We start from the raw sequence: 24,110 nt of genomic DNA, 5'->3' as shown, positions 1-24,110 counted from the left end.
GATCTGCTGAGTCACCACTACCGTGGTCTCATGAGCGCAGCGGAACGGGGTCGGGACGCGGTCGTCCGCAGCGTCGAGGCGCTGGCGCTCACCATCTCGATCCGGTCGATCCCCATGAGCCTCGAGCCGCTCCTGAAGACCGACCTCACCATCGCGCAGCTCAAGGTGCTCTCCCTCGTGGTCACGAGCGAGGACGGCGCGACCGGCGGGGGACTCGCGGAGACCTTCGGCGTCTCGATGGCGACCACGTCGAAGCACGTCGACCGTCTCGTGGAGCAGGGGCTCGTCACCCGCGAATTCGACGCGGACGACCAGCGCGTCCGGCGGATCCGTGCGACCGAGCTCGGCCGGGCCGTGGTGCTGCGCATGATGGCGTCGCGTCCGGAGCTCGGCTCGGAGGTCCTGCGGGACCTCGCCACCGAGGACCTCCGAGCGCTCGAGCAGGGGCTCCGCGCCGTCGACGAGTTGCTGCGAGCCCGGCGCGGCTGAACGGCCGGTGCCGCACCGGCCTCCACGTCAGGCCGAGGGGCTTCCCCCTCAGGCGCCCCTCACGACCGCGACGCCCTGGGACCCCAGACGGAGGCCGGCCGCCGAGGCGCCGCTCAACAGGTCGATGCCGGACAGGGTCAGGGTGATCGGCGTTGCACCGTGGTTGACCACGACGGTGAGGTCCCCACGACGGACGGCCTCGACCCACGACGGCGTCGGCTCGTCGTGGACCCGGAGTGGCGCGATGCCCGCCTCCGCCACGAGCGCGCGGATGAGTGCACGGGTGTCGTCGAGACCCAGGCGCGTCGCCAGGTACCACGCGGTCCCGTCGCCGCTGACCCGACGGGTGAGCGCGGGCCGACCGCTCAGCGGTCCGTCGGCGAACACCGCCTGCACGTCGGCGTCGTGCACCCGGACGGCCTCGCTCCACCCCACGCCGATCGCGGCGCCGTCGGTGAAGACCGGACCCTCGACCCGGACGGACGGGGCGACGGTCGACTCCGGACGCACCGGGATGGCTCCAGGTCGGTCCCAGGCGCCGGCGAGCGGGACGAACTCCTCGATCCAGACACCGAGGGTCTGCTGCAACGACCCCAGGTAGCCGCCGAGCCGTGCCCGGTGCGTCGTGTCCACGATCGCCGACTGCGGGGTGACGAGCAGGACGGAGCCTCCGCGGACGGCGGCGTCGAGCGCGGCGAGCCGCGCATCGTCGGCGACGAACATCGCCGGCGCGACGATCAGCGCGTACCCCGAGAGGTCCTCGTCGCCGCGCACGAAGTCGACCACGACACCCTCCTCCGACAAGGCCGCGTGCCACGGCGCGATGAGCGACGGGTAGCTCGAGCGCATCGGGAGCCCTCGGTGTTCGATCGCCCACCAACTCTCCCAGTCCAGGACGATGGCGGCCCGCGCGCGGACCGGCGCACCCGTCACCGCGTCGAGCGAGCCGAGCTCAGAGCCGAGCGCCTCGACCTCGCGCCAGATCCGGGTGTCGGTCCCCGCATGCGGAAGCATCGCGGAGTGGAACTGCTCGGCGCCGACGGCGGATTGCCGCCACTGGAAGAACAGGATGCCGTCGGCTCCGCGGGCGATCGCCTGGTAGGACAGTGCGCGCATCTGTCCGGGGGCCTTCGGCGCGTTGCTCGGTCGCATGTTCGCCGCGCCCGCCGCCTGTTCCATGAGGAGCCAGGGGCGCCCGCGCCCGAGCGACCGCATCAGGTCACGCGCCAGGGCCGCGGACCGGGCCGCGTCGGGATCGGCCGGATCCGGGTAGAGGTCGTCGGCGACGACGTCGACGTGTGGCGCCCATCGCCAGTAGTCCAGACCGCGGAACAGGCCCATGAAGTTGGTGGTGACCGGGATCTCCGGCGTGACCCGCCGGAGGACGTCCTTCTCGGCCAGGAAGCAGTCGAGCAACTCGTCCGAGCTGAAGCGGTCGAAGTCGAGGAGTTGCGACGGGTTGCCGTACGCGGGTGTCGTGCGCGGGGGCTCGACCTGATCGAAGGAGGTGTAGCGCTGCGACCAGAACGTCGTGCCCCATGCTTCGTTCAGGGCGTCGACCGTGCCGTACCTCCTGATCAGCCAACGGCGGAACGCGTTCCCCGACTCCTCGCAGTAGCAGCGCGACACATGGCATCCGTACTCGTTGTTGACGTGCCAGAGCACGAGGGCGGGGTGGTCGCCGTACCGCTCGGCGAGGGCGGTGACCAGTCGGACCGCCGCTTCGCGGTAAGCGGGCGAACTCGGGCAGTACGCCTGCCGGGAACCGGCGTGCAGTCGAACGCCGTCCGCCGTCACCGGAAGGGACGCGGGATACCGGTGGGAGAACCACATCGGCGGCGATGCCGTGGCGGTCGCCAGATCCACTCGGATGCCGCCCGCGTGCAGCGTGTCCAGCACGGCGTCGAGCCAGGCGAAGTCGTGGACGCCTTCCTCCGGTTCGAGCAACGCCCAGGAGAAGACCCCGACGGTCGCGAGCGTGACGCCGGCCTGCTGCATGAGCGAGACGTCCTCGTCCCAGACCTCGCGCGGCCACTGCTCCGGGTTGTAGTCCCCTCCGAACCAGGGGGTTGCTGCGAATGCTGAACGCATGGGTCGTGATCCTCGTTCCGTGGGGCGGTCGATCGACGACCGCCCCGCTCCGGTGATGGGTTACTTGATGGCGCCGGCGCCGATGCCCTTGACGATGTGCCGCTGCGCCAGCAGGTAGAACACGACCACGGGGACGATCGAGATCGTCGTCGCCGCCAACAGGATCTGCTGCTGCGGGGTGTCGGCCGAGGTGAAGGCGGTGAGGCCCCGTTGGATCGGCATGAGCGCGTTGTCGTCGAAGATCACGAGTGCCATCAGGTACTCGTTCCACGCCCCGAGGCCTTGGATGACCGCGACCGCAGCGAGGCCAGGACGCGCGAGCGGCAGGATGACGCTGAAGAAGGTGCGAACCGGCCCCGCGCCGTCGAGCGCGGCCGCCTCCTCCAGGTCGCGTGGCTGGCTCACGAAGAAGCTCCGCATGATGAGCGTCGACATGGGGATGCCGGAGGTGATCAGGATGAGGATGTAGCCGACGGGGTTGTTGGTCAGCCCGAGCGAGATGAGGAGTTTGTACTGCGCGAGGAACATCGCGGGTGCCGGGATGATCATGACCGCCAGGATGACGACGGTGAAGACGCCCTTCCCGGCGAAGTCGAGGCGGGCGAGCGCGTACCCGGCGAGGCTCGAGACGACGAGGATGCCGACGACCGCGCAGCCGGTGTAGACGACGCTGTTCCGCAGGTAGGTGCCGAGGTCGCCCTGCACCCACGCGGTCACGTAGTTGGCCCACTGCGGGGACGCCGGGAGGAGGCTGTCGTTGGAGAGCAACTCCGTGAGGCTCTGCAGCGACCCGGAGAGCATCCACAGCAGCGGGAGGAGTGCCGTCAGGGCCGCGACGACCAGGAGACCGTAGAGGCCGACCTGGTCCGGGCGGATCCTGCGTCTCCGGTGCGGCGGCTTCGGGCGAGGCCCGCGGTCGCCCGAAGGCCGAGCGGTCGTCAGCGACCGCGTGCTCTGCTGGTCGGATCCAGTGGTGATCGTCACCGTCGTGACCTCCATCCGGTGATGGCGAGTTGGAACACGGAGAGCAGCACCAGGGCGCCGCCGAAGACGACGGACATGGCGGCTGCGCTGCCGTACCGCCAGTTGACGAAGGCCTCGTTGTAGATCGCGAGCGTCGGCACCATGGTGTGGTACCCGGGCCCGCCGTTCGTCAACACCTGCACGGTGCCGAAGATCTGGAGCGCCGCGAGGAGGGTCAGGAGACTCACGATCGAGGTCACGGGTGCCAGGTGCGGCCAGGTGATCGATCGGAACGTGGTCCACGGCCCCGCGCCGTCGAGCTCCGCCGCTTCGTAGAGTTCCTTCGGCACGTCCTGCAGGCCGGCGAGGAACAGGAGGAAGCCGAACCCCCAGTGGAACCAGATGAACACCGCTGCGACGGCGGGGAGCGCGACGGCCGGGTCGCCCAACCAGTTCTGTGCGAGGGTGCCGAGGCCGAGGGTCTCGAGCACGCGGTTCAGGACCCCGCTCCCCGGGGCGAGGATGAACGAGAACAGGAGTCCGACGACGACGACCGACAGCACACCCGGCAGGTAGAACACCGTTCGGAAGAAGGTCTTGCCCCGGGTGATGCGGTTCACGGCGAGTGCCATGCCGAGCGCGATGCCGTTGCCGAGGAAGAACCCCACGACGCCGAAGAAGAGGACGTTGCGCATCGAGGCCCAGAAGACGACGTCGCCGGCGATGAACTCGTAGTTGGCGAGGCCGACCCAGGGGGTGTCCGGGCTCACGCCGTCCCATGACTGGAAGCTGAGCAGGATCGCCTGGGCGAACGGCGTGATCGTGAAGACGCCGATCAGGGCGATCGCCGGAGCGAGGAACAACCAGCCGGTGAGGTTCCGGCGCAGGGGGCGGCCCCCGCCGCGCGCGCGGGTCACGCGCACGGCGGCGGGGGCCAGGATCGGCTGCGAGGTCATGGCGTGCGGTCCTGTGCGGCCTGGATGGTCGCCAACACCTCGTCGACCGTCGCCTCGCCCAGGACGAGTCGTTGCGCCTCGGCGACGATCGCCGTCTTGACGTCGGTGGTGAAGGTCGCCGACATGACCTGGACGTCCTCGACACCGGCGGCGTAGCCGGCCAGCTGCTGAGGCACGTCACCGGCGGCCAGCAACTCGGGGTTCGTCGGCAGGATGCGGCCGACCTCGGCGAAGACGCTCTGCTGCTCCGGTTCGGTCAGCCACTTCACGAAGTCGAGTGCCTCCTCGGGGTGTGTGCCCTTGGGGTTGATGACCGCGCCCTTCCCGGGGATGCCGGGGGAGCGTGGGTCGAGGGTCGCACCGTCGAGCTTCGGCAGGGGGAGCGAGAAGTAGTCCTCGAACTCGGGGTTGGTGCGGAGCCCGACGGAGACGCCGGGGGAGGCGTCGAAGATGGAGCCGGTCGCCTGGGTGAAGAACGACGTCTCCACGTTCGGGTTGTCGTCCTGACCGCCCGGCAGTGCGTCGTTCGCGATGACGCCGGCGTCCTTGAGGTCGACGAGGAACTGGAAGGCGTTGCGCCAGCCGTCGGCCTCCCAGCTCGCCTCGCCGTTGAAGGTGGCCTCGATCTCCTCGTCGGTCAGCCAGTTCGAGGCCAGTCCTTGGATGAGCTGCGGGGTGAGCGACGCGGCGACGCTGAACTTCTCGCCGGCGGTCGAGGCCGCGAGCGCGTCGACGAACTCGGCGCCGGTGGTCGGTGCGTTGTCCTGGCTGATGCCGGTGAGTGCGGGGTTGACCAGGAATCCGTACGTCTGGGTCTCCCAGTGCACGGTGTAGATCCCGGCGGGCACACCCAGGTTGTTCCCCTCGTCGAAGGTCGACATCTCGATGACGGCGGGGCTGAAGTCGTCCGCCCAGCCGCCGTCGAGTTCCTTGGTCAGGTCCATCGCCCACCCGGCCTTGTAGAAGGGCGCCATGTCGGTGGCGTTGAACGAGGAGTAGATGTCTGGCATGGACTTCGACTGCGCCTTCGCCTGCAGTTTGGGGAGATAGTCGGCCGGTCCTGGGGAGTCGATCGTGATCTTCACGCCCGTCTCCGTCGTGTACTGCTCGGCGAGCTGGGTCAGGGCGGCCTCCTGGCCGCGCGACTGGTTCATGAAGGTCAGTTCGACCTCACCGTCGGTTGCGGGCTCGGCGGCGGAGCAGCCGCTGAGGAGGAGGGCGGCGACGGCTGCGATCGAGCCGCCGACGACGATCGTGGCGCGTCTGCGCGCTCCACCGATCGGGGATGGGGTGTTCTGGAAACTGTGCATGGTCCTCACCTTTGAAAGCCAGGGATGACTCCGGTCGGGTGATCGGAGTCCGGCGATCCGTTCGGTCGCCGTCGTTCGGGTGGTGCGTGTGTCGTCGTGCGGTGTGTCATCGCGGATGGCGTACGTCAACCGGTTGCCAAGCTGTGCCTCGTCTCATGTCGGGTCGTGGGGTCGTGGGGTCGTGGGGTGGTGGAGCCGGTGATCGGCGTCAGGGAGAGCCGGCGAGGCCGCGATCGAGGGAGTCGGCGCGCACCGATTCGAACCCCTCGGCGACGATCGACCAGCCCGGGGGGAGTGCCGCGCCGTCGCGGTGGGCCGCGACGAGGTGGGCCGTCGCGGCCAGGAGTCCGCCGTTCGCCGGCAGGTAGAGCGAGAGGAAGCCCGGCATCTGCGGGTTGTGGCCGTTGTTCAGGTAGACGTTCTTCGGCGACGTCATGAGCAGCCCGTCGATCGCACGTGACAGGTCGCCCAACTGCGCTGCGGTCATCGCCATCACGGGGTAGTCCCACCCCCAGCTCGACTGCAGGTCCCAGTGTTCCCACACGCTGTCGAGTGTCGCGGACATGATCGACGGATCGATGAGCTCGGTCGGAGGCAGCCAGCCGTACGCCATCAACATCGACGGGTGGTCCTTCCGCACCAGGAACGGCGGTGTCGCGACGGCGGCGTAGGTCCCGTCGTCGAGCACGGTCGGCGATCGCATCCCCTCGGAGACCCGACGCCACCGGGGGTCCTCAGCAAGCCCGAGCCGCTTCCGCCAGATGTTGGCGACAGCGAGGGCCCAGGACCAGTAGGCGAGCTCGAAGGTCGGGTCGGCCGTCGTCTCCCGCTCGGCGAGATAGCTCTCCTGGGCGGGGATCAGGGGCGGGGGGAGCGTGAAGGAGTCGTTCCGTTCGGCGACGACGTCGGCCATGAAGGTCGCCGTCGCCTCGACGAGCGGATAGTGCCGGCGGAGGAACGCCTCGTCCCGGCCGCTCGCGTGGAGGAGTTCGAGCAGGTGGATCACGTGCGGCTGCTGCCAGACGAGGAACACCCCGATGTTGCTCGGGGACTCTCGGGCGGACGGATCGGTCTGCTTCGGCCATCTCGCCCCGCGATACCCCTGGTGGCGAGCCGTCTCGCGAGCCGCATCGAGCGACCGGTGGTAGAAGTCGAGGCTGCGTTCGAGCAGTGCGCCACGGTTCCACAGGGCGAAGTGCGCGGCGTGCCACCAGTGCATCTCGAGGTGGAACTTGCCGGACCAGCTGTTGTACGTCAGGCCCGTCTCCGCTGGAGGTGTGCGGCCGGCGCAGTTGACGGCGAGGAGGTACTGGGAGAGGACGAGTCGACGTTCCAGTTCGGTCGCCCGCTCGTCGGTGCTGTCGCCGAGGTCGACCGCGGAGCCGTCCTCCCAGTATCGGCACCACCATTCGGCGGCGGTGGAGCATACGTCGGTGAACGTGGAGCGCTCCGTGCGATCGAACGCTGCGGGACCGGGTCGGAGCGCCACCACGACGTCCAGCTCGGGGCGGTCCGTCGCGGCCACGACGCCGTCGGGGCCGTGCTCGCGCAGCTCGCCGGTCGTGGTCACGTGGACGGCATACGCGGTGGCCTCGACCGTCCGTCGTGCGATCCAGTCCTGCGGCGACCGAGCCTCCCAGCTCGTGGTCTCCTCCAGTGGATGTTCGAACGGGGCCAGATCATCGGGCTGCGGGTCGAACACCCACGCGACGCCCCAGCCCTCGGCCAGGAGGGACGAGCGCACCTGGACCGCGAACCGATCGGCGTCGGGGTCGCCGACGGTGGTCACCTGGACGCGGTGCCCGAGCACCGAGTAATCCGCGTCGACCCGACCCGACCAGAGGTCGAGGGTGGTCAGGGCGTCGTCGATGATCGAGGGGTCGAGTGTCCCGGGGTGGTCGAGGCGGACGAGCGCGAGCCGACCGAGGTGGGCGCGGCGCGGGTTGTAGTGGAACCAGGCTCCGGCGGTGAACTCAGGCGCGATCGGGTCTCGCGGGCGCTGCAGTCCCATGCGGTCCAGGTAGGGGACCGGGCCTCGCTCGGTGGCATGGGTGGTCTCGGCCTCGGCGAGTTCGAGCGGCCGGGTGGGGCGCGTCTCGTACCAGCCCCAACCGGACTGGGTCTGCAGCGGGATCTGGAAGTCGTCGCGGTCGAACGCGCGAGGTCGCTGCTCGGGGAGGGCGTCGAGGCCCTCGCGAGGCACGCGGAGCGGGTCGGGCCGGAGCCGGTGGACCTCGGGGAAGGACTGCAGCCCGGAGAGGTCGACCGTGAGGGCGGCGTCGCCGTTGCCCACCGTGAACACCTCGGTGGGGTGGGCGGAGGTGATCACGGGGTTGTGTCGGCGCACGAGTCTCCGTCGATCGATCGCCATGCCGTCACCACCAATCCTCTACGCTAATTCTGAGTCGTCTATCACTTTGGTGCGTTGAACATATCATTGCACCGGCAGACGTTCAAGAGTCGACGAGGAGTCTGGATGCGAGAGAAGCGCGGGCCGTACGCGAAGTCCGATCAGCGACGGAGGGCACTCAGCGAGGCCGCACTGCAGCTCGTGCAGGAGCGAGGGCACCGGGCGGTCGCCGTCTCGGAGATCGCAGCGCTCGCCGGAGCCAGTGAGCCGACGGTCTACTACCACTACCCGACCAAGGAGAGCCTGCTCATCGCAGCCCTCCAACAGCACGACGACGAGAACATCCGCGAGCGAGGGGCCGAGGCCGGAGCGATCGCCGACATGGGTGACCGTGCCGCGCTCGGCGTGCAGCGGACGAACTTCGGGCGACTCTACAACGAGCTCGCCGGAGCGGCGGCGGATCCCGAGCATCCGGCGAACGGGTACTTCCAGCGACGTTGGGAGCGGTCCGTGCGGGTGGTCGCCACGGACATCGAGCGCCTGCAGGAGGCGGGACGGGTGCCGAGGGAGGTTGATGCGGATCAGGCGGCGCAGCTCCTGCTCGCCGCGTGGGAGGGGCTCCAGCTGCGGTGGATGCAGGGCCCGCCGTTCGACATCCGAGCGCTCATCGAATCGCACATCCGCGCCCTGCTCGGACCCGACGCGTTGGCGTGACCAGGGCGGACGACCGCTGCGGCCACCCCGCCGTCACGGCAGGGCGACCGCAGCGGTCGGGCGGGGCGGTTCAGAAGCGACCGGCGCGGAACCGTTCGACTCCGACGGCGCCCTCCACGACCGCGGCGGTGAGTTCCTCCACGCTCGTGTCCTCACGGCGGACGTCGAGGATCTTCCGTCCGTGGTTCATCACGATATGCCGGTCGCACACCTGGTAGGCGTGGTGCAGGTTGTGGGTGACGAGCACCGAGCTGACGCCCTCCGACTTCAACTGCCGAAGGTAGTTCAGCAGTGCCTCGGTCGCCCGCACCGCGAGGGCCGAGGTGGGTTCGTCGAGGATGAGGAGGCTCCGCTTGAAGTGGACGGCGCGGGCGATGGCGACCGCTTGTGCCTGACCGCCTGACAACGAGGCGACGAGCTGCTTCGAGGACTTGATGCCCTCGATCGTCACGACGGTGTCCAGGATCTCGGAGGTGATCGCGTCCATCTGCTTCATCTTCATGAGTCCGAGGCGGTTGGTGATCTCGCGACCCATGAACAGGTTTCGGGTGATCGACATCTGGGGGACGAGGGCCGAGTCCTGGAAGATCGTCTCGACGCCGAGCTGCTCGGTGAGCGCTCGGTTGACCGTGTCGTGGTGCTGTCCCTCCCAGGTGTAGGAACCAGATGTCATCTGGACGACTCCGGACAGGATCTTGACGAGCGTGGACTTGCCCGCTCCGTTGTCGCCGAGCAGTCCGACCACCTCGCTGTTGCCGATGTCGAAGGAGACGTCGTTGAGGACGGTGTTCGCCCCGTACCGCTTGGTGACGCCCTCGATCCGTAAGAGCGGGGTCGCGGTGTCGATGGTGGCGTCGATGGTCACGAAGCCTTTCCTTCCATGAGCTTGTTGAAGATGGCGGCGATGACGATGATGAGTCCGACGAAGAGTTGGATGTAGAAGCCAGGGGCCTTGGCCAGGATGAGGCCGTTCTCGATGATCCGGATCAGCGCGGCGCCGATGATCATGCCGACGATGCTCCCTCGGCCACCGAGTAGGGAGGTTCCGCCGACGACGGCGGCCGCGATGGCCATCAGCGTGTAGTCGTCGGTGCTCCCCGGCTGCATCGACGACGTGCGGACGGCGATCAGGATCGCGGCGAAGCCGACGAGTCCGCCGAAGATGCCGAAGGCCATGAGTCGGACCGCCGAAGGGTTGATCGAGATCGCCTTCGCCGCTGCAGCGTTGCCGCCGACGGCGTAGACGTGGTTGCCGCGCTTGTGCCGGTGCAGGAAGAGCCAGGCGATGACGCCGATGACGAGTAGCCAGACCAACTGGGAGCGGAAGAGCCCGAAGTCGCCGGCGAAGAGCGTCACCAGGGTGTCGTCCTTCGCGCTGGACAGGATCGCCGGCGACGTCCCATTCACGAAGAGGCTCGCCCCGGTCCAGAAGAAGCCCATGCCGAGCGTTGCGATGAACGACGGGATCTTGGTGACGACCACGATGAGACCGTTGATGAGCGCGATGCCTGTACCGCAGGCGATCGCGGCGAGAGCACCCCATCCCCAGCCCACCGCCTCTGAGACGCGGATGAAGATGATCGCGGAGAAGCCGATGTTCGCGCCGAGGGACAGGTCGAACTCGCCCGCGATCATGAGGATCCCTGCTGCGATACCGAGGATCGCGAGCACTGGTATGGACTGGGAGATCACTCCGGAGAGGTTGCTCGGTGAGAGGAACGGGAACGCGTCGGGGGCGACGATGCCGGCGATGACGAAGCCGAGGAGCACGATCGCGAAGATGATGCCGATCTCCAGCGCGCCACGTCCGCGGGTGTAGGTGATCGTGTCCCGGAGGCGGTCGGCGAAGCCCTGCGGCTGGTTGTCCGACAGTCTGCGAGGCTGCGAGATGCTCTCCGTGGAGAGCGGAGCGGTCAGGATGGGCGCGGGATCGCGCGTGGGTGGTTGAGACATGGGGGTCCTTCGGTGCGCGACGGATCGCGGTCGGTTCGGGGAGGGGGACCGTGCGCCGAGGGTCGTCGAGCGATCCCCGGCACACGACGGACGAGTGTCAGTAGCGGACGCCCTGCAGATCTTTCTCCTCGAGGAAGGAGACGTTGGATTTGTCGATCAGCCCAAGGCCGCCGGAGTTGATGTTGGCGGGGGAGAGGCCGAAGTCGATCGACAGGATGCCCTGCATCACCGACTGGTACCCCTGCACGTATCCCTGCTGGTCTGCCGTGGCGAGGATCTTGCCGTCCTTGATCCCCTGGATCACCTGCGGAGAGGTGTCGAAGCCGACAACCGGTACCGAGACGCCGGCGGCTTCCATGGCCGCGACGACGTTGCGGTGCGGGGTTCCGCCCAGCGGGACGATCGCCTTGACGTCGGGGTTCGCCGTCAGCCATGAGGTCATGGAGTTGAGCGCCTCCTCGTCGGCGCCGGAGGTACGGAGGTACTCGCCCTTCGCGCCGACCGAATCCAGCGCGTCCTGAACGCCGCCGCCGCGCTTGATCGCGTAGTCCTGCTCGGGCTCCTCGGCCGGGAACATGACCTTGTCGCCCTCCTTGAGGTCGACTTCCTTCAGGAGGCGCTCACCGACGAGCTTGCCGACCTCGGTGAAGTCCTGACCGACGAAGCCCGAGACGCAGTCCTTGGCGCTGTCCGGAGCGGGAACGTTGTACGCGATGACCGTGATGCCGGCGTCGTGGGCGTCGCAGGCGACCTTCGACCACTTCTCGCCCTCGTTGAACGGCATGAAGATCAGTGACGGCTTCGTCGCGATCGCGGTGCCGACGAGGTCGACCATCTTGTCCGGGTCACCTTCGGCCGTCTGGTGCGTCAGATTCAGGTGGCCGAGCTCGGCCGCGTCCTCGCCGCCCTTCAGGATCTGCGCCCAGAACGGGTCGCTCGCCGGGTTGTAGTAGGTGAAGAAGTAGACGTCGCGGTTGTCCGCGCGCGATCCGAAGCCGGAGGCGAGACCGGCGTCCGAGGTACTGCTCGCACCCGCGGTGGCGGTGCAGCCGGAGAGGGCGAGTGCGGCGACGCCGACGAGGGCGATCGTGCCGAGGAGCGAGCGTCGTGCTGAGGTTTTCACTTCGTTGTGTCCTTTCGAGGGTCGGGCCTCGGGCGGCCCGTGCATCATTGCAGGGCTCAAGCTAGTGAAGAACTGACAAGAGGGCAATAGTAAGTCAGGACATATTGACCTATTGATGACAAACGGGACTTTGGGAGGTAGCGTTCTCATGTCCTAACAAACTCGAACCGATCAGGAGACCCTCATGCCGCTCGTCAGGATCGACCTCGCCGCAGGCCGCGACGCCGCAGGCATCCGGCAGATCGCAGACGCCATTCATGAGGCGATCGTCTCCGTCTACGGGATTCCGCCTCGTGACCGCTTCCAGATCGTCACGGAACACGCGGCTGGCCAGATCATCGCGGAGGATGCGGGGCTCGGTTTTGCACGCTCCGAAGGCGTCGTCATGATCCAGATCTTCACGCAGCGCGGTCGAAGCGATGAGACGAAGCAGGCGCTCTATGCGGCGACGGCCGACCGTCTCTCCGAAGTCGGCGTCGATGGTGCGGATGTCTTCATCGGTTATGTCGAGAACGGTCCGCAGGACTGGTCCTTCGGCTTCGGTCGCGCGCAGTACCTCACTGGGGAGCTCGCCGTTCCGGCACGCTGAGGTCGCGCGATCGGCTCGCTACCGGTCGACGAGGGTGACTTCGAAGGAGTACAGGTCGGGTCGGTAGACGTGCTGGCCGAATTCGACCGCCCGACCGGAGTTGTCGAAGGCTGTTCGCGACATGGTCAGGAGTGCGCTGCCCTTCCGGACATCGAGCATCTCGCTCTCCGGGCCTGACGCCTCCCGTGCGCCGATGCGTTGCTTGGCGACACGCATCGTGACGCCGCGTGCCCTGAGGAGTTGGTAGAGCCCGTGGTGCTCGAGGGCTCCGAGGTCGAGGTCGGTGAGGTCTTCGGGGAGGAAGTTCTCGAGGATCGCGAGTGGGACACCGTCGGCCCGGCGCAGCCGCCTGATGTGGACGATCGGGCTCCCGGTCGCCACGCCGAGGGCGTCCGCGACCTTCTCGTCCGCCGTCGTGACCTCGGCCGAGAGGATGTCGGTCTCCGGCTTCTGCCCCGTACGCTCCAGGTCCTCGAACAGGCTGGTGAGCTCGACGTTACGCGTCACCTTGCCGTGGACGACCTGTGTGCCGATACCTCGGCGACGGACGAGGAGACCCTTGTCCACGAGTTCCTGGATGGCACGACGGATCGTGGGGCGGGAGAGTCCGAGGCGGGTGCCCAGCGCTACCTCGTTCTCCAGACGTGATCCGGCGGGCAGTGTCTCATCATGGATGGCCTGCTCGAGCCTGGTTGCGATCTGGTAGTACAGCGGCACCGGTCCGGATCGATCGAGGTCGAGGAAGAGTTCGACTGGCAGCGTCTGCTCGGGCTGTGCCATGAGGCTCCTTCGATCGGGAGAGAGAACTTGTCCTGACAATATCAGGGCTTTCCAAAATGGGGGTATGTCAGGTCACCCAATCAGTTCGCCCGAGTCACGCAAGATTGTTAAGACATGCTGTCAAACTTCGGGTATGTTGATCGGACTGCGTCGCCGCAGCTCTGGCGATCGCCAACTCGACTCCCGGAGGCACTTCGATGACCGACACCCTCACCCCTGCCGACACGCTTCCGCTCGCAACCGCGGCGGCCTCGACGCCCACAAGCCTGTGGAACGACTCCGCCGACCCCGACGAGCTCGCCAGGTCGATCGCGTTCGGTGCGGTCGGCGCAACCTGCAACCCGGTCATCGCCCTCGCGGTCATCTCCCAGAATCTCGACGTCTGGGCGCCGCGGATCGCCGAACTCGCTGCCGAGTTCCCGGCGGCGGGGGAGGCCGAGCTCGGCTGGAAGGTGGTCGAGGAGTTGTCGATCCAGGCCGCCGTGCTCCTCGAGCCGGCGTTCCGGGAGAGCAACGGCCGGAACGGTCGTCTGTCGATCCAGACCGATCCACGCCTGCACCGGGACGCTGAGGCGCTCGTCGAGCAGGCCGTTCGGTTCTCGGCACTGGCAGAGAACATCATCGTGAAGATTCCTGCAACCGCTGTCGGTATCCGCGCGATCGAGGAGGCGACCTATCGCGGGGTCAGTATCAATGCGACCGTGTCGTTCACGGTGGCCCAGGCCGTCGCGGTCGGCGAGGCGATCGAGCGCGGTCTCGAGCGACGGGCCGCCGAGGGGCTCCCGGACTGGGAGTTCGGCTCCGTCGTCACCATCATGGGCGGGCGCCTGGACGACTGGCTCAAGGCGTCCGTCGCCAAAGACCGTATCCTCATCGATCCTGGCTACCTCGAGTGGGCGGGCGTGGCCGCGTTGAAGGAGGCGCACCGCATCTTCACCCGACGCGGGTTCCGATCGAGGATCCTCTCCGCCGCATTCCGCAACCACCTGCAGTGGTCCGAGCTGGTCGGCGGCGACCTCGTCGTCTCCCCGCCGTTCGACTGGCAACTGCGCATCAACGAGAACCGGATCCCAGTCGACCCGCACCGCATCGACGTGCCGGTCGCGCAGCACATCATCGACAGGCTCCTCGAGCACGTACCGGAGTTCCGGAAGGCCTATCTCGTCGACGGGATGGCGGTCGCCGAGTTCGACGATTTCGGTGCGACCCGGCGGACCCTCCGTCAGTTCCTTGAAGCTGATGCGCAGCTGGATGCGCTGGTTCGTGACATCATCCTCCCGGTGATCTAGGAGAGACGCGTGACCACCTCGAAGGATTCGGCCGTCGCAGACGGAGAGCGCATCACCTTCCGGTCGAGGCGCTGGGTGCGGCCCGAGGATCTCAACGCACACGGCACGCTCTTCGGGGGCAGTCTGTTGCGGTGGATCGACGAGGAGGCGGCGATCTACGCGATCCTGCAACTCGGCAACCCCAGGGCTGTGACGAAGTACATCTCGGAGATCGACTTCGTCTCCTCGGCGCTGCAGGGCGACCTGATCGAGATGGGCCTCCGCGCGACCACCTTCGGGCGGACGTCCCTCACGATGCGGGCAGAGGTCAGGAACATGGTCACCCGACGAAGCATCCTCACGATCGACCGCATCGTGTTCGTGAGTCTCGACGACGACGGACAACCGCTTCCGCACGGGTACACCGATACGACCTACGACCGGGATCGACTGCCGACCTCGGCGGGGTCCCGTGCAACCTGACGGTGCCGGTCCTCAGCAGGATCAGAATCGCAGGATGGTGCGGATAGCCGCGACCGCGCCCGCGCGCGCCCACTCGGTGAACTCGAACGGAAGGACGTCGAACCGCGCCGAATCGTCGTACGGCAGGCGCACCGCTTCGAGTGACCGCTGCACCTCGCCGCCCGCGAGCTCCAGGACGGCGAGACCATCGCCAGTGAGGACGACCCGCTCCGGGTCGAGTCCGTTCATGACGGTGCCGATGATGACGCCCAGGGCTCGGCCGGCCGATTCGAACGCCTGAAGCGCGATCGCGTCACCCGCGCGGGCGAGGGCGACGGCCCCTGCGTAATCCACGCCGTCGCGGCCGATAGCCCTCACGATCGATTCGCTCGTGAGGTAGACGCTGGCGCAACCGTGGTGGCCGAGCCCGCAGGTCGGGCCGGTGGAATCCACGATCAGGTGATCGAAGCGTCCGGCGCGTCCGCGGTGGCCGGCGACCACGCGGCCGTCGACGATCAGTCCGAAGCCGATTCCAGCACCGATCGTGATGAGGGCGAGCGAGTCCGATCCTGCTCCCGCACCGAACCAGTGCTGGGAGGCGGTCAGCGCATGGACGTCGTTGTCCGCGGTCACCGGAATGCCCAACCGCTCGCCGAGCAGCTCGGCGAGCGGCACCTCGCGCCACTTGAGGAAGTACGAGGCGAGGACGATCTGACGGCCGTCGATCCGGGCGAGGTCTCCGGCGAGGGAGATTCCGGCGGCTCGGATGTCGTCGAATTCCACTGCGAACCGGTCGTACAGTCGACCGATCTGTTCCACGGTGTCGGAGACCGACGTGGACACGAGCGGTTCCTCCGCGCTTGCGACGATCCGAGCACCGAGATCCGTCACGACGGCGAACACAGCGTCTCCCGTGAGCTTCACACCCAGGAAATGGTGAGCGTCGCCGCGGACGACGAGCATCTCGCTTGGCCGACCCATCGCACCGCGGAGTGCCGTCTCGCCTTCCGTGATCATCGCCTGCTCCATGAGCACCCGCGTAGCGCGGGTCAGACTCGCGCGGGACACATCGAGGCGTCTGGCGATCTCGGCGCGGGGGAGCGGGCCATGGATCAGGAGTTCGCGAAGCGCGCCGCGTTCGGCGTCGGCGAGGTGCGGCCACCGGGGTGGAGCGGTCGTGGTTTGACGGGCGTCAGTCACGCGCAGGCTCCTTTCGTGGTGGACCGGGTCGTGCCGATATCGGCATCGGGAGCCTATCGCTCACGGGCCCTTGACCGACTTTGTCACGTTGGGTAATAAAGTAGCAGACGACACCCGTCAGCAGGCCCGACATGCAAGGACGCACATGGCTTACCTCCCGCTCCATTCCGATTGGACGCTCACCGCTCTCGCAGGCCCGGTCCCGACACCGGTCCGTGACCTGACCGTCGCCGCGTCGGTCCCCGGTTGCGTGCACCTCGATCTCCACGCCCGAGGACTCATCGCCGATCCGTTCGACGGGGACAATGAGACGGCGCAGCAGTGGATCGGGAGTACTGCCTGGCGGTACGAGACGGTCTTCCACTGGCATGCCGACGAGGCCGACCGGCACGAGCTGGTGGCGCTGGGCCTCGACACGGTCGCGTCGATCGAGCTGAACGGCGCACACGTCGGTGAGACCGAGAACCAGCACCGGAGCTACCGCTTCGACGTCGGTCCGTACCTCCGAGCGGGCGAGAATCGCCTGACGATCACCTTCGCGGCTCCTGTCGAGGAAGCGGAAGCCAGATCTGCAGCGCATGGAGCCCGACCGCACGTGAACCACCATCCGTACAACGCGCTGCGGAAGGCTGCGTCGAACTTCGGTTGGGACTGGGGGATCGATGTCGCGACCAGCGGTATCTGGCGACCGATCGGCATCGAGAGCTGGTCGGGCGTCCGGATCGACTCCGTCCGTCCGCTCGTCGACCTCGCGGACCATGAGGACGGCGTGGTCGGGTTGCTCGACGCTCGCATCAGGTTGGACTGGGCGGCGCCATCCCACGACACGAGTGAGGAGCGTGTGCGACTCCGGGTCGCCGTCGGTGGGGTCGAGGACACCGTCTCCGTCACGCCGGGCGTCGAGGAGGTCCGGGTCGCCCTCACCATCCCGAAGGTGGACGTCTGGTGGCCGAGGGGGCACGGTGGACAGCCGCTCTACGCCGTCCGGGTCGACGTTCTCGGTGATGAGTGGACGGACGCATCGACGGCGCACTGGCACTCACGCATCGGCTTCCGAACGGTGAGGATCGACACGATGCCCGACGACCACGGTGCGCCGTTCGACATCGTGGTCAACGGCGAGCTCATCCAGATCCGCGGTGCCAACTGGATACCGGACCACGCCTTCGTCACGGAGATCGACCGGGACCGGTACCGCCGACGTGTCACTGACGCAGCGGAGGCGAACATGAACCTGCTGCGCGTGTGGGGCGGCGGGATCTACGAGTCCGATGACTTCTACGACGCCTGCGACGAGGCGGGCATCCTCGTCTGGCAGGACTTCCTGTTCGCCTGCGCCGCCTATGCGGAAGAGGAGTGGCTGGCGGTCGAGGTCGAGGCGGAGGCGCGCGAAGCGATCACCAGGCTCAGCCCCCACCCATCCCTCGTGGTCTGGAACGGCAACAACGAGAACATCTGGGGATACGTCGAGTGGGGCTGGCGCCAGGAACTCAAGGGGCGGACCTGGGGGAACGGCTACTATCGCGAACTCCTCCCCGCCCTCATCGCCGAACTCGACCCGACTCGTCCCTATTCGCCTGCGAGCCCGTACTCCTTCGACGAGTACCTGCACCCGAACGACGCCGCGAACGGCACCATGCACATCTGGGACGTGTGGAACCGACTCGACTACTCGGAGTTCCGTCAGCACCACCCCCGGTTCGCATCGGAGTTCGGGTTCCAAGGGCCACCCGCGTGGTCGACGCTGGTCGACGCCGTCCACGACGAACCGCTCCACCCGTATGGGCCTCAGATGCTGGTGCACCAGAAAGCAGAGGACGGCAACCTGAAACTCGAACGCGGCCTGCGCGGACACCTGCCTGAGCCGCGCACGATCGCGGAGTGGCACTGGGCCACCCAGCTCAACCAGGCGGCGGCGATCCGATTCGGAATCGAGCACTTCCGTTCGCTCGCACCACTGAACACCGGCGTCATCGTCTGGCAGCTGAACGACAACTGGCCGGTCGTCTCCTGGGCCGCCGTCGACTTCGCCGAACATCGCAAGCCGCTCTGGTTCGCCCTCAGGGCGGTCTACGAGCCGCGTCTCGCCACGTTCCAGCCCGCCGAGGGAGGTCTGGAATTGGTGGTGCTGAACGACACCGCCGACGGGTGGACGGGGGAAGTGCTCCTGCACCGGAGGACCTTCGACGGTGCCGTCCTGGCCACCGCGGCCGTGCAGACGTCGGTCCCTGCGCGTGGGTCGGCGCGGGTGGTCGTCCCGGCCGGCGTGGAGGCGGTCGTCGACAGGAACACCGAGGTCATCACCGCGTCCCTCACGGGATTCGCGACCGCGATCCACAACCCTTCGGAGGTCGCCGATCAGACACTCGATCCTGACCCGGTGTCGACCGAGGCGAGGGTGGACGTCGACGATCCCGCTCGCTATCTCGTCACGGTGACGGCGACGAGCTACGTGAGGGACATCGCGCTGCTGGTCGACCGCGTCGATGCCTCGGCCCGGGTCGATCAGGGACTCGTGACGCTGTTCCCCGGTCAGCAGGTGATCTTCGGGGTGACGGCGAAGGCGGGTCTTGAGCCGTCGGCGTTCGTCGCCGAGGAGGTCCTCCGCCACGCGAACGGCATGCACGCCGGGCGCTGAGCCCACCTCGGACGCCACGTCGGGACCCGTCCTGCCAGAAGGACGGGTCCCGACGTCGGGTTCAGGCTCGAGTGACGTGCAGGACGAGCGCCTGCGCCGGCCACAGGGGTGGGATCTGCAGGCCGACCGCGTCGAGGACCGAGCCGGGCAGGGTCACTTCTCCGGTGGTGATCCACTCGGGGGTGGCGAATCCGTGACTGGTCACTCCGATCTCATCGCGGACGCGGATCCGGTAGTCGGCCGTCGCGTCCAGTCCGTGGAGCCTGATCCGTTCAGGCAGGGAATCCTCCAGTGTGGCGACACTGGCGATGGTGTAGACGGCTTCGGAGCGATCCTCGGACACGGCTCCGACGACGCGGAGCGCCGGATCGCGCACATCCGCATGGACAGCGGTGCCGGTGTGGATCACGTGCCGCAGTTCCTTGTACAGCGCAGCCCAGCGGGTGATCACAGCCCGTTCCTCGGGGGTGCACGCAGCGATGTTCCACTCGAACCCCGCCGACCCCATCAGGCTGGTCGCGAGCCTGAACGACAGGGCCGTGGTCCTTCCGGACGAGTGCGCCGTGGTGGGACCGACGTGGCCTCCGACGAGTTCCGGTGCCAGGAGCAGCTGCGTCCACCGCTGGATGTCCTGCCGTTCGACCGGATCGTTCGAATCACTGGCCCACACGCGATCCGCGACCTCCAGGATGCCGAGGTCGCTGCGTGCACCCCCGGAGGAGCAGGACTCGATCTCGAGCCCGGGGTGCAGCGCCTTCAGCTCGGCCATCAGACGGTAGAGGGCCAGTGTCTGCAGATGCGTACCCGGGCGTCCGTCGTGCATCGCCTCGACGAGATCGCGGTTGTGGTCCCACTTGATGAAGTCGACGCCCAGCTCGCCCACGAGTCTGTGCAGGCGGTCGAGGATGTACGCGTAGGCGTCCTCGCGAGCGATGTCGAGGACGAACTGGCTTCGCCACGAGATGCCCTCAGGTGTCGGGAAATGGTCCGATGCGTGGAGCAGCCACTCCGGGTGGGCTCGCGCCAGCTCGGAATCGAGATTGATCATTTCAGGTTCGAACCACAGCCCGAACTCCATCCCGAGCTCGTGCACCCGAGCGGCGAGTGGGCCGAGACCGTCCGGCCAGACATCGCGGTCGACGATCCAGTCGCCGAGGCCGCGGGTGTCGTCCCGGCGGCCGAGGAACCAGCCGTCGTCGAGGACGAAGCGTTCCACGCCCACCTCCGCCGCGATGCCCGCGAGCTCGAGGAGGAAGGTCGGATCGTGGTGGAAGTAGACCGCCTCCCAGGTGTTCAGGACGAGCGGCCGGGGAGAGCGTGGGTGCCCGGGACGTGCCCGCTCGAACCGATGGAAGCGCTGTGAGAGCCCGTCCAGTCCGGCATCGGACCAGGCGAAGTAGGCGGTCGGCGTCGTGTAGCTCGCGCCGGGGGCGAGCTCGATCTCTCCGGCACGGAGCAACTCACCCGCGCCGATGAGGTCGACTGCTTCGGCGAGGCGGTCGTTGCGGTACGTGCAGTCGGCGCTCCAACCGAGGTGGACTGCCCACAGCTCGCCGAGGCGGTCTCGCGGAGCGTCGACCGAGACGATGGAGAGCGTCGGCGCGTCGTGGCCACCACGGCCGCGTCGCGTCTGTCGCACGGTGGAGCCGCGGGGCATCCGGCTGGTGCTCGGCACCTTCTCCCTGGTCCAGCGCCCCGCGAAGGTGGTCAGATGGTCGACGGATTTGGGGACCGGCAGGGTGGCCTCCAGCCAGTCCACGGTCAGGGTGCTCGACGCTCGGGCGTCCGCGTGTATCCGTTCGAGGGAGTGGGTGAGCGTGACCACGCCTCCCGCCTCGATGGCGATGGTAGAGGTCAGTCGCAGAGCGTTCGTCGGGTCGTGAGCGATCGTCGTGAGCGTGGTCCCGTCGACGGCTGTGACGGGCTCGACGTTCGACCAGCGGGGGTACAGCGGCACGCCGTCACGTCTCAGCTGGACACCTGGCCGACCGGCCCAGGCGTCGCCTTCACCCGGCAGGATCGAAGCCTGCCAGGAAGCATCCACCGTTTCCTCGACGGATCGTCGGCTGAGCGCTGCGGAGAGGTCGAGCATCGCCGCAGGTGAGAGGTCGCCGAGGTCCGCTCCCCAGTGCAGGACGGTCGGCAAGGTCGCGCGGCTGTGCGCGCCTGCACCGTGACCGCCGGTGTTAATGACGAGGGAGACGCCGTCGCGCCGGAGGACGACGGGGTGCGCGGAGCCGGGTCGAGCTTCGGCGTCGTCGCCGTGAAGCTGCGTGTCCAGGAGGTCTGTCATGAGGCCCTTTCGGTACGGCGTCGGATCGGGACGAGTTCGCCCGAAGTGCTTGACGCACATAATTTACCTAAGTAACAATGGACGCGTCGGGTGAAAATATCCAGCCCGATCACGAAGTCGGCGTCGACTGCATCCCGCGGTCAACGCCCTGGGAAAGGATCAACGATGTTCCTCAGTACCACGGGCTCCCGGCCCCGTCGCCGCACCTGGGTCGTGGGTGCCGTCGCGGCCGCCGCGGCAGCGCTCCTCCTCTCCGGTTGCTCACCGTCGAGCGGATCAAGCGGTTCGGCCTCCGCGTCCGACACGCTCGTCGCATACACCGGCCAGTCGGGCGACTACCAGATCAACTTCAACCCCTACTCCCCGTCGCAGATCGGCGGCATCGGAACCATCTACGAGTCGCTCTTCTTCGTCACCAACGTCAACACCGATCCCTACAAACCGCTCCTCGGCACCGAGTACACCTGGAACGACGACGGCACACAGCTCTCGGTCACCGTGCGCGACGGTGTGACCTGGTCCGACGGCAAGCCGTTCACCGCCAAGGACGTCGCCTTCACCTTCGAGCTCCTGCTGAAGACCCCGTCGATCAACACCGGTGGCTTCGACGGGACCGTCGAGGCGACCGACGACACGCACGTCGTGTTCACCTGGGACCACCCGGCCTTCGTCAGCGGCCCGACGCTCCTCGGGCGCACCCCGATCGTTCCGGAGCACATCTGGAAGGACACCGATCCGACGACCGACGTCATGGAGAAGCCGGTCGGAACCGGCCCCTACACCCTCGGAAACTTCAAAGCTCAGGCGTTCACCCTCGTCGCGAACCCGAAGTACTGGGACGGTGAGCCGGCCGTGAAGGCAGTCCGCTACCTGTCGCTGTCCGGCAACACCGCGGGCGCCGACGCGCTCGCGGCAGGGTCCATCGACTGGCAGACCGGCCCGGTGCCGGACATCGAGAACGTGTCGACCACGTACCCCGGGTACGAGGCGATCACGATCCCGCAGAACCAGATGGCACTGCTCACCTGCTCGAGCACCGCGCTCGGCTGCGTCGGTCCGCAGACCGATCCGGCTGTCAGGCAGGCGATCTACGCGGCACTGAACCGCGACCAGATGAACTCGCTCGCCTTCCAGAACACCGCGAGCGACATCTCGCCGACCTTCGCGCTGACCACCACCCAGCAAGACCTGATCTCCCCGGCGATCGCAGAGCCCGTCGCTCCGAACACCCCGGACACGGCGAAGTCCGCCAGTCTCCTGGAGGGCGCCGGCTGGGTGAAGGGTTCCGACGGGATCTATGCCAAGGACGGCGCGAAGCTGTCGCTGACCGTCGAGGTCGTCACCGGCTGGACCGACTACATCACCGCCATCGACACCATGTCGCAGCAGCTCAAGGCGGCCGGCATCGAGCTCAAGGTGGCGCAGTCCTCGTGGAACGAGTGGACGGACAAGAAGGGGAAGGGCAACTACCAACTCGCGATCGACTCCCTCGGTCAGGGCGCCGCTTCCGACCCGTACTACCTGTACGACAAGTACTTCAACTCCGCGTTCACGGCACCGGTCGGTGAGATCGCGCCGCAGAACATCGCCCGGTTCAGCGACCCCGAGGTCGACGCCGCGTTGGCCGTCCTGAAAGCGACCAACCCGACCGACACCGCGGCGCGGCAGGTGCAGTTCGACATCATCCAGGCGAAGATCGTCGCGGACATGCCGTACATCCCGATCATGACCGGTGGCACGACCAGCGAGTTCCACAGTGAGAAGTTCACCGGCTGGCCGACGCTCGACAACCTGTACGCGTTCCCCGCGATCTGGGCCTCTCCGGACAATGCGGAGATCTTCAAGTCGCTGAAGCCGACGGGGAAGTGACGATGATCGCCGCTGAGAAGGAGCGCGCAACGGCGCATACGGGAGGGACGTCGTGAACTACTTCGTCCGCAAACTGGGGTTCTACCTCGTCGCCCTCTGGGCGGCACTGACCCTCAACTTCCTGATCCCGAGGCTGTTGCCCGGCAACCCGGTCGACATCCTGCTCGCCAAGCTGCAGCAACGGGGCGGCATCGTCACCCCCGACACACGCAAGGCATACGAGCTCCTTCTCGGCGGCGATTCCTCCGACCCGCTGCCCCTCCAGTACTGGAACTACCTCGTCAACGTCTTCCGAGGCGACCTCGGTGTCTCGGTCAGTTACTTCCCGACGCCGGTCACCGAGGTGATCAGCACCTCGCTCCCGTGGACCATCGTGCTGGTCGGTATCTCGACCGTGCTCGCGACGATCATCGGCGTCTCCCTCGGCGCGATCGTGGGTTGGAAGCCGGGTACCTGGCTCGACTCGCTCGTACCGGCGACCACGCTGCTGGCAGCGGTGCCCTACTTCTGGCTGGCGCTCATCCTCGTCTACGTGTTCGCGACGACGCTCAAACTCTTCCCTTCCCAGGGCGGCTACGACGTGGTCCTCGATCCCGGCTTCTCGTGGGAGTTCATCGCCTCGGCCGTCCAGTACGGCTTCCTTCCGGCGTTGACCATCGTCATCGCGTCGCTCGGGGGCTGGCTGCTCGGGATGCGCAACATGATGGTCTCGACGCTCTCCGAGGACTACATCCTCACCGCTCAGGCGAAGGGGCTCAGCCAGGGTCGGATCCTCCGCAATTACGCAGCGCGCAACGCGGTCCTGCCGTCGGTCGCCGGTTTCGCGATCTCGCTCGGGTTCGTCGTGTCGGGGTCGATCGTGACCGAGCAGGTGTTCTCGTATCCGGGTATCGGGTCGAAGCTCCTCTCGGCGGTCACGAACAACGACTACGCGCTCATGCAGGGCATCTTCCTCTACATCACCCTCGCGGTCCTCGGGGCGAACCTCATCGTCGACCTCTTCTACGGCCTCATCGATCCACGCACCCGGGTGAGCGTCTGATGCCCGGGCGCACGATCCGC

19 protein-coding genes are annotated in these 24,110 nt (G+C 67.5%); 8 read left to right on the top strand and 11 right to left on the bottom strand.

Annotation, left to right across the window (positions count from 1 at the left end; genetic code table 11):
* Nucleotides 1-30: 30 nt before the first annotated feature.
* Complete coding sequence (locus ACQG07_RS00365; protein ID WP_083397198.1) at nt 31-489, top strand: MarR family winged helix-turn-helix transcriptional regulator; 459 nt, start codon at nt 31-33, stop codon at nt 487-489.
* A gap of 48 nt (nt 490-537) precedes the next feature.
* On the opposite strand, the gene ACQG07_RS00360 is transcribed toward ACQG07_RS00365, so the two are convergent.
* The 5 genes from ACQG07_RS00360 to ACQG07_RS00340 all read right to left on the bottom strand — a co-directional run bounded on the left by ACQG07_RS00360 (nt 538) and on the right by ACQG07_RS00340 (nt 8,180).
* Complete coding sequence (locus tag ACQG07_RS00360; RefSeq protein ID WP_426736845.1) at nt 538-2,580, bottom strand: beta-galactosidase; 2,043 nt, start codon at nt 2,578-2,580, stop codon at nt 538-540.
* Nucleotides 2,581-2,640: 60 nt separating this feature from the next.
* On the bottom strand, nt 2,641-3,564 hold the full coding sequence (locus tag ACQG07_RS00355) for an ABC transporter permease subunit (RefSeq protein WP_192005023.1): 924 nt from the start codon (nt 3,562-3,564) through the stop codon (nt 2,641-2,643).
* A complete protein-coding gene (locus tag ACQG07_RS00350; RefSeq protein ID WP_192005022.1) occupies nt 3,561-4,499 on the bottom strand; it encodes a carbohydrate ABC transporter permease in 939 nt (312 codons plus the stop codon). Before ACQG07_RS00350 ends, ACQG07_RS00355 begins: the two co-directional genes overlap by 4 nt.
* Nucleotides 4,496-5,809 carry an ABC transporter substrate-binding protein gene (locus tag ACQG07_RS00345; RefSeq protein WP_426736844.1) on the bottom strand — a complete coding sequence of 438 codons (1,314 nt, stop codon included), beginning with the start codon at nt 5,807-5,809 and terminating at the stop codon, nt 4,496-4,498. The genes ACQG07_RS00350 and ACQG07_RS00345 overlap by 4 nt, the downstream gene beginning before the upstream one ends.
* A 208-nt stretch (nt 5,810-6,017) precedes the next feature.
* Nucleotides 6,018-8,180: a hypothetical protein gene (locus ACQG07_RS00340; protein WP_426736843.1), complete on the bottom strand. Its 2,163-nt coding sequence runs from the start codon at nt 8,178-8,180 to the stop codon at nt 6,018-6,020.
* Nucleotides 8,181-8,285: 105 nt separating this feature from the next.
* Here ACQG07_RS00340 and ACQG07_RS00335 point away from each other — a divergent pair, with 105 nt between their 5' ends.
* Nucleotides 8,286-8,873, top strand: a complete 588-nt coding sequence (locus tag ACQG07_RS00335; RefSeq protein ID WP_426736842.1) for a TetR/AcrR family transcriptional regulator — start codon at nt 8,286-8,288, stop codon at nt 8,871-8,873.
* A gap of 70 nt (nt 8,874-8,943) precedes the next feature.
* Here the strand turns inward: ACQG07_RS00335 and ACQG07_RS00330 are convergent, their stop codons facing one another.
* The 3 genes from ACQG07_RS00330 to ACQG07_RS00320 form a co-directional block, all read right to left on the bottom strand.
* Nucleotides 8,944-9,738: an ATP-binding cassette domain-containing protein gene (locus ACQG07_RS00330; RefSeq protein WP_426736841.1), complete on the bottom strand. Its 795-nt coding sequence runs from the start codon at nt 9,736-9,738 to the stop codon at nt 8,944-8,946.
* Nucleotides 9,735-10,826 carry an ABC transporter permease gene (locus ACQG07_RS00325; RefSeq protein ID WP_426736840.1) on the bottom strand — a complete coding sequence of 364 codons (1,092 nt, stop codon included), beginning with the start codon at nt 10,824-10,826 and terminating at the stop codon, nt 9,735-9,737. Before ACQG07_RS00325 ends, ACQG07_RS00330 begins: the two co-directional genes overlap by 4 nt.
* A gap of 97 nt (nt 10,827-10,923) precedes the next feature.
* The gene (locus ACQG07_RS00320; protein ID WP_426736839.1) at nt 10,924-11,949 is read right to left on the bottom strand and encodes a substrate-binding domain-containing protein; all 1,026 of its coding nucleotides are present in this window, start codon (nt 11,947-11,949) and stop codon (nt 10,924-10,926) included.
* A 184-nt stretch (nt 11,950-12,133) separates the two neighbouring features.
* Here ACQG07_RS00320 and ACQG07_RS00315 point away from each other — a divergent pair, with 184 nt between their 5' ends.
* The gene (locus tag ACQG07_RS00315; RefSeq protein ID WP_426736838.1) at nt 12,134-12,538 is read left to right on the top strand and encodes a tautomerase family protein; all 405 of its coding nucleotides are present in this window, start codon (nt 12,134-12,136) and stop codon (nt 12,536-12,538) included.
* An 18-nt stretch (nt 12,539-12,556) separates the two neighbouring features.
* On the opposite strand, the gene ACQG07_RS00310 is transcribed toward ACQG07_RS00315, so the two are convergent.
* A complete protein-coding gene (locus ACQG07_RS00310; protein WP_138946937.1) occupies nt 12,557-13,318 on the bottom strand; it encodes a GntR family transcriptional regulator in 762 nt (253 codons plus the stop codon).
* A gap of 197 nt (nt 13,319-13,515) precedes the next feature.
* Here ACQG07_RS00310 and ACQG07_RS00305 point away from each other — a divergent pair, with 197 nt between their 5' ends.
* Together ACQG07_RS00305 and ACQG07_RS00300 are read left to right on the top strand one after the other, a co-directional pair.
* Complete coding sequence (locus ACQG07_RS00305; protein ID WP_426736837.1) at nt 13,516-14,607, top strand: transaldolase family protein; 1,092 nt, start codon at nt 13,516-13,518, stop codon at nt 14,605-14,607.
* 9 nt (nt 14,608-14,616) lie between these two features.
* Nucleotides 14,617-15,069, top strand: coding sequence for an acyl-CoA thioesterase (locus ACQG07_RS00300; protein WP_426736836.1), 453 nt, complete (start codon nt 14,617-14,619; stop codon nt 15,067-15,069).
* A gap of 21 nt (nt 15,070-15,090) precedes the next feature.
* Here the strand turns inward: ACQG07_RS00300 and ACQG07_RS00295 are convergent, their stop codons facing one another.
* Nucleotides 15,091-16,248: an ROK family transcriptional regulator gene (locus tag ACQG07_RS00295; protein WP_426736835.1), complete on the bottom strand. Its 1,158-nt coding sequence runs from the start codon at nt 16,246-16,248 to the stop codon at nt 15,091-15,093.
* Between the two features lie 145 nt (nt 16,249-16,393).
* On the opposite strand from ACQG07_RS00295, the gene ACQG07_RS00290 reads away from it, so the two are divergent.
* Nucleotides 16,394-18,886 (top strand): glycoside hydrolase family 2 protein, encoded by a 2,493-nt coding sequence (locus tag ACQG07_RS00290; RefSeq protein ID WP_426736834.1) that lies wholly within the window; start codon nt 16,394-16,396, stop codon nt 18,884-18,886.
* Between the two features lie 61 nt (nt 18,887-18,947).
* On the opposite strand, the gene ACQG07_RS00285 is transcribed toward ACQG07_RS00290, so the two are convergent.
* Nucleotides 18,948-21,179, bottom strand: a complete 2,232-nt coding sequence (locus ACQG07_RS00285; protein WP_426736833.1) for an alpha-galactosidase — start codon at nt 21,177-21,179, stop codon at nt 18,948-18,950.
* Nucleotides 21,180-21,344: 165 nt separating this feature from the next.
* On the opposite strand from ACQG07_RS00285, the gene ACQG07_RS00280 reads away from it, so the two are divergent.
* Both ACQG07_RS00280 and ACQG07_RS00275 read left to right on the top strand, forming a co-directional pair.
* A complete protein-coding gene (locus tag ACQG07_RS00280; RefSeq protein ID WP_426736832.1) occupies nt 21,345-23,048 on the top strand; it encodes an ABC transporter substrate-binding protein in 1,704 nt (567 codons plus the stop codon).
* A 52-nt stretch (nt 23,049-23,100) separates the two neighbouring features.
* Entirely contained in the window at nt 23,101-24,090 is a 990-nt protein-coding gene (locus ACQG07_RS00275; RefSeq protein ID WP_056006338.1) for an ABC transporter permease, read from the top strand.
* Nucleotides 24,091-24,110: the final 20 nt, after the last annotated feature.

This window comes from Plantibacter sp. 2H11-2 (assembly GCF_050031945.1).
In the GTDB taxonomy this organism is placed as follows: Bacteria; Actinomycetota; Actinomycetes; order Actinomycetales; family Microbacteriaceae; genus Plantibacter; species Plantibacter auratus.
This window is presented reverse-complemented; position numbering and strand designations above follow the sequence as displayed.

Excerpts from the sequence above, each read along its gene's own strand:
- ACQG07_RS00365 (WP_083397198.1), top strand. The coding sequence starts at position 31 with ATGAGCGCAGCGGAACGGGGTCGGGACGCGGTCGTCCGCAGCGTCGAG.
- ACQG07_RS00360 (WP_426736845.1), bottom strand. The coding sequence starts at position 2,580 with ATGCGTTCAGCATTCGCAGCAACCCCCTGGTTCGGAGGGGACTACAAC.
- ACQG07_RS00350 (WP_192005022.1), bottom strand. The coding sequence starts at position 4,499 with ATGACCTCGCAGCCGATCCTGGCCCCCGCCGCCGTGCGCGTGACCCGC.
- ACQG07_RS00345 (WP_426736844.1), bottom strand. The coding sequence starts at position 5,809 with ATGCACAGTTTCCAGAACACCCCATCCCCGATCGGTGGAGCGCGCAGA.
- ACQG07_RS00340 (WP_426736843.1), bottom strand. The coding sequence starts at position 8,180 with ATGGCGATCGATCGACGGAGACTCGTGCGCCGACACAACCCCGTGATC.
- ACQG07_RS00335 (WP_426736842.1), top strand. The coding sequence starts at position 8,286 with ATGCGAGAGAAGCGCGGGCCGTACGCGAAGTCCGATCAGCGACGGAGG.
- ACQG07_RS00325 (WP_426736840.1), bottom strand. The coding sequence starts at position 10,826 with ATGTCTCAACCACCCACGCGCGATCCCGCGCCCATCCTGACCGCTCCG.
- ACQG07_RS00315 (WP_426736838.1), top strand. The coding sequence starts at position 12,134 with ATGCCGCTCGTCAGGATCGACCTCGCCGCAGGCCGCGACGCCGCAGGC.
- ACQG07_RS00310 (WP_138946937.1), bottom strand. The coding sequence starts at position 13,318 with ATGGCACAGCCCGAGCAGACGCTGCCAGTCGAACTCTTCCTCGACCTC.
- ACQG07_RS00305 (WP_426736837.1), top strand. The coding sequence starts at position 13,516 with ATGACCGACACCCTCACCCCTGCCGACACGCTTCCGCTCGCAACCGCG.
- ACQG07_RS00290 (WP_426736834.1), top strand. The coding sequence starts at position 16,394 with ATGGCTTACCTCCCGCTCCATTCCGATTGGACGCTCACCGCTCTCGCA.
- ACQG07_RS00285 (WP_426736833.1), bottom strand. The coding sequence starts at position 21,179 with ATGACAGACCTCCTGGACACGCAGCTTCACGGCGACGACGCCGAAGCT.
- ACQG07_RS00280 (WP_426736832.1), top strand. The coding sequence starts at position 21,345 with ATGTTCCTCAGTACCACGGGCTCCCGGCCCCGTCGCCGCACCTGGGTC.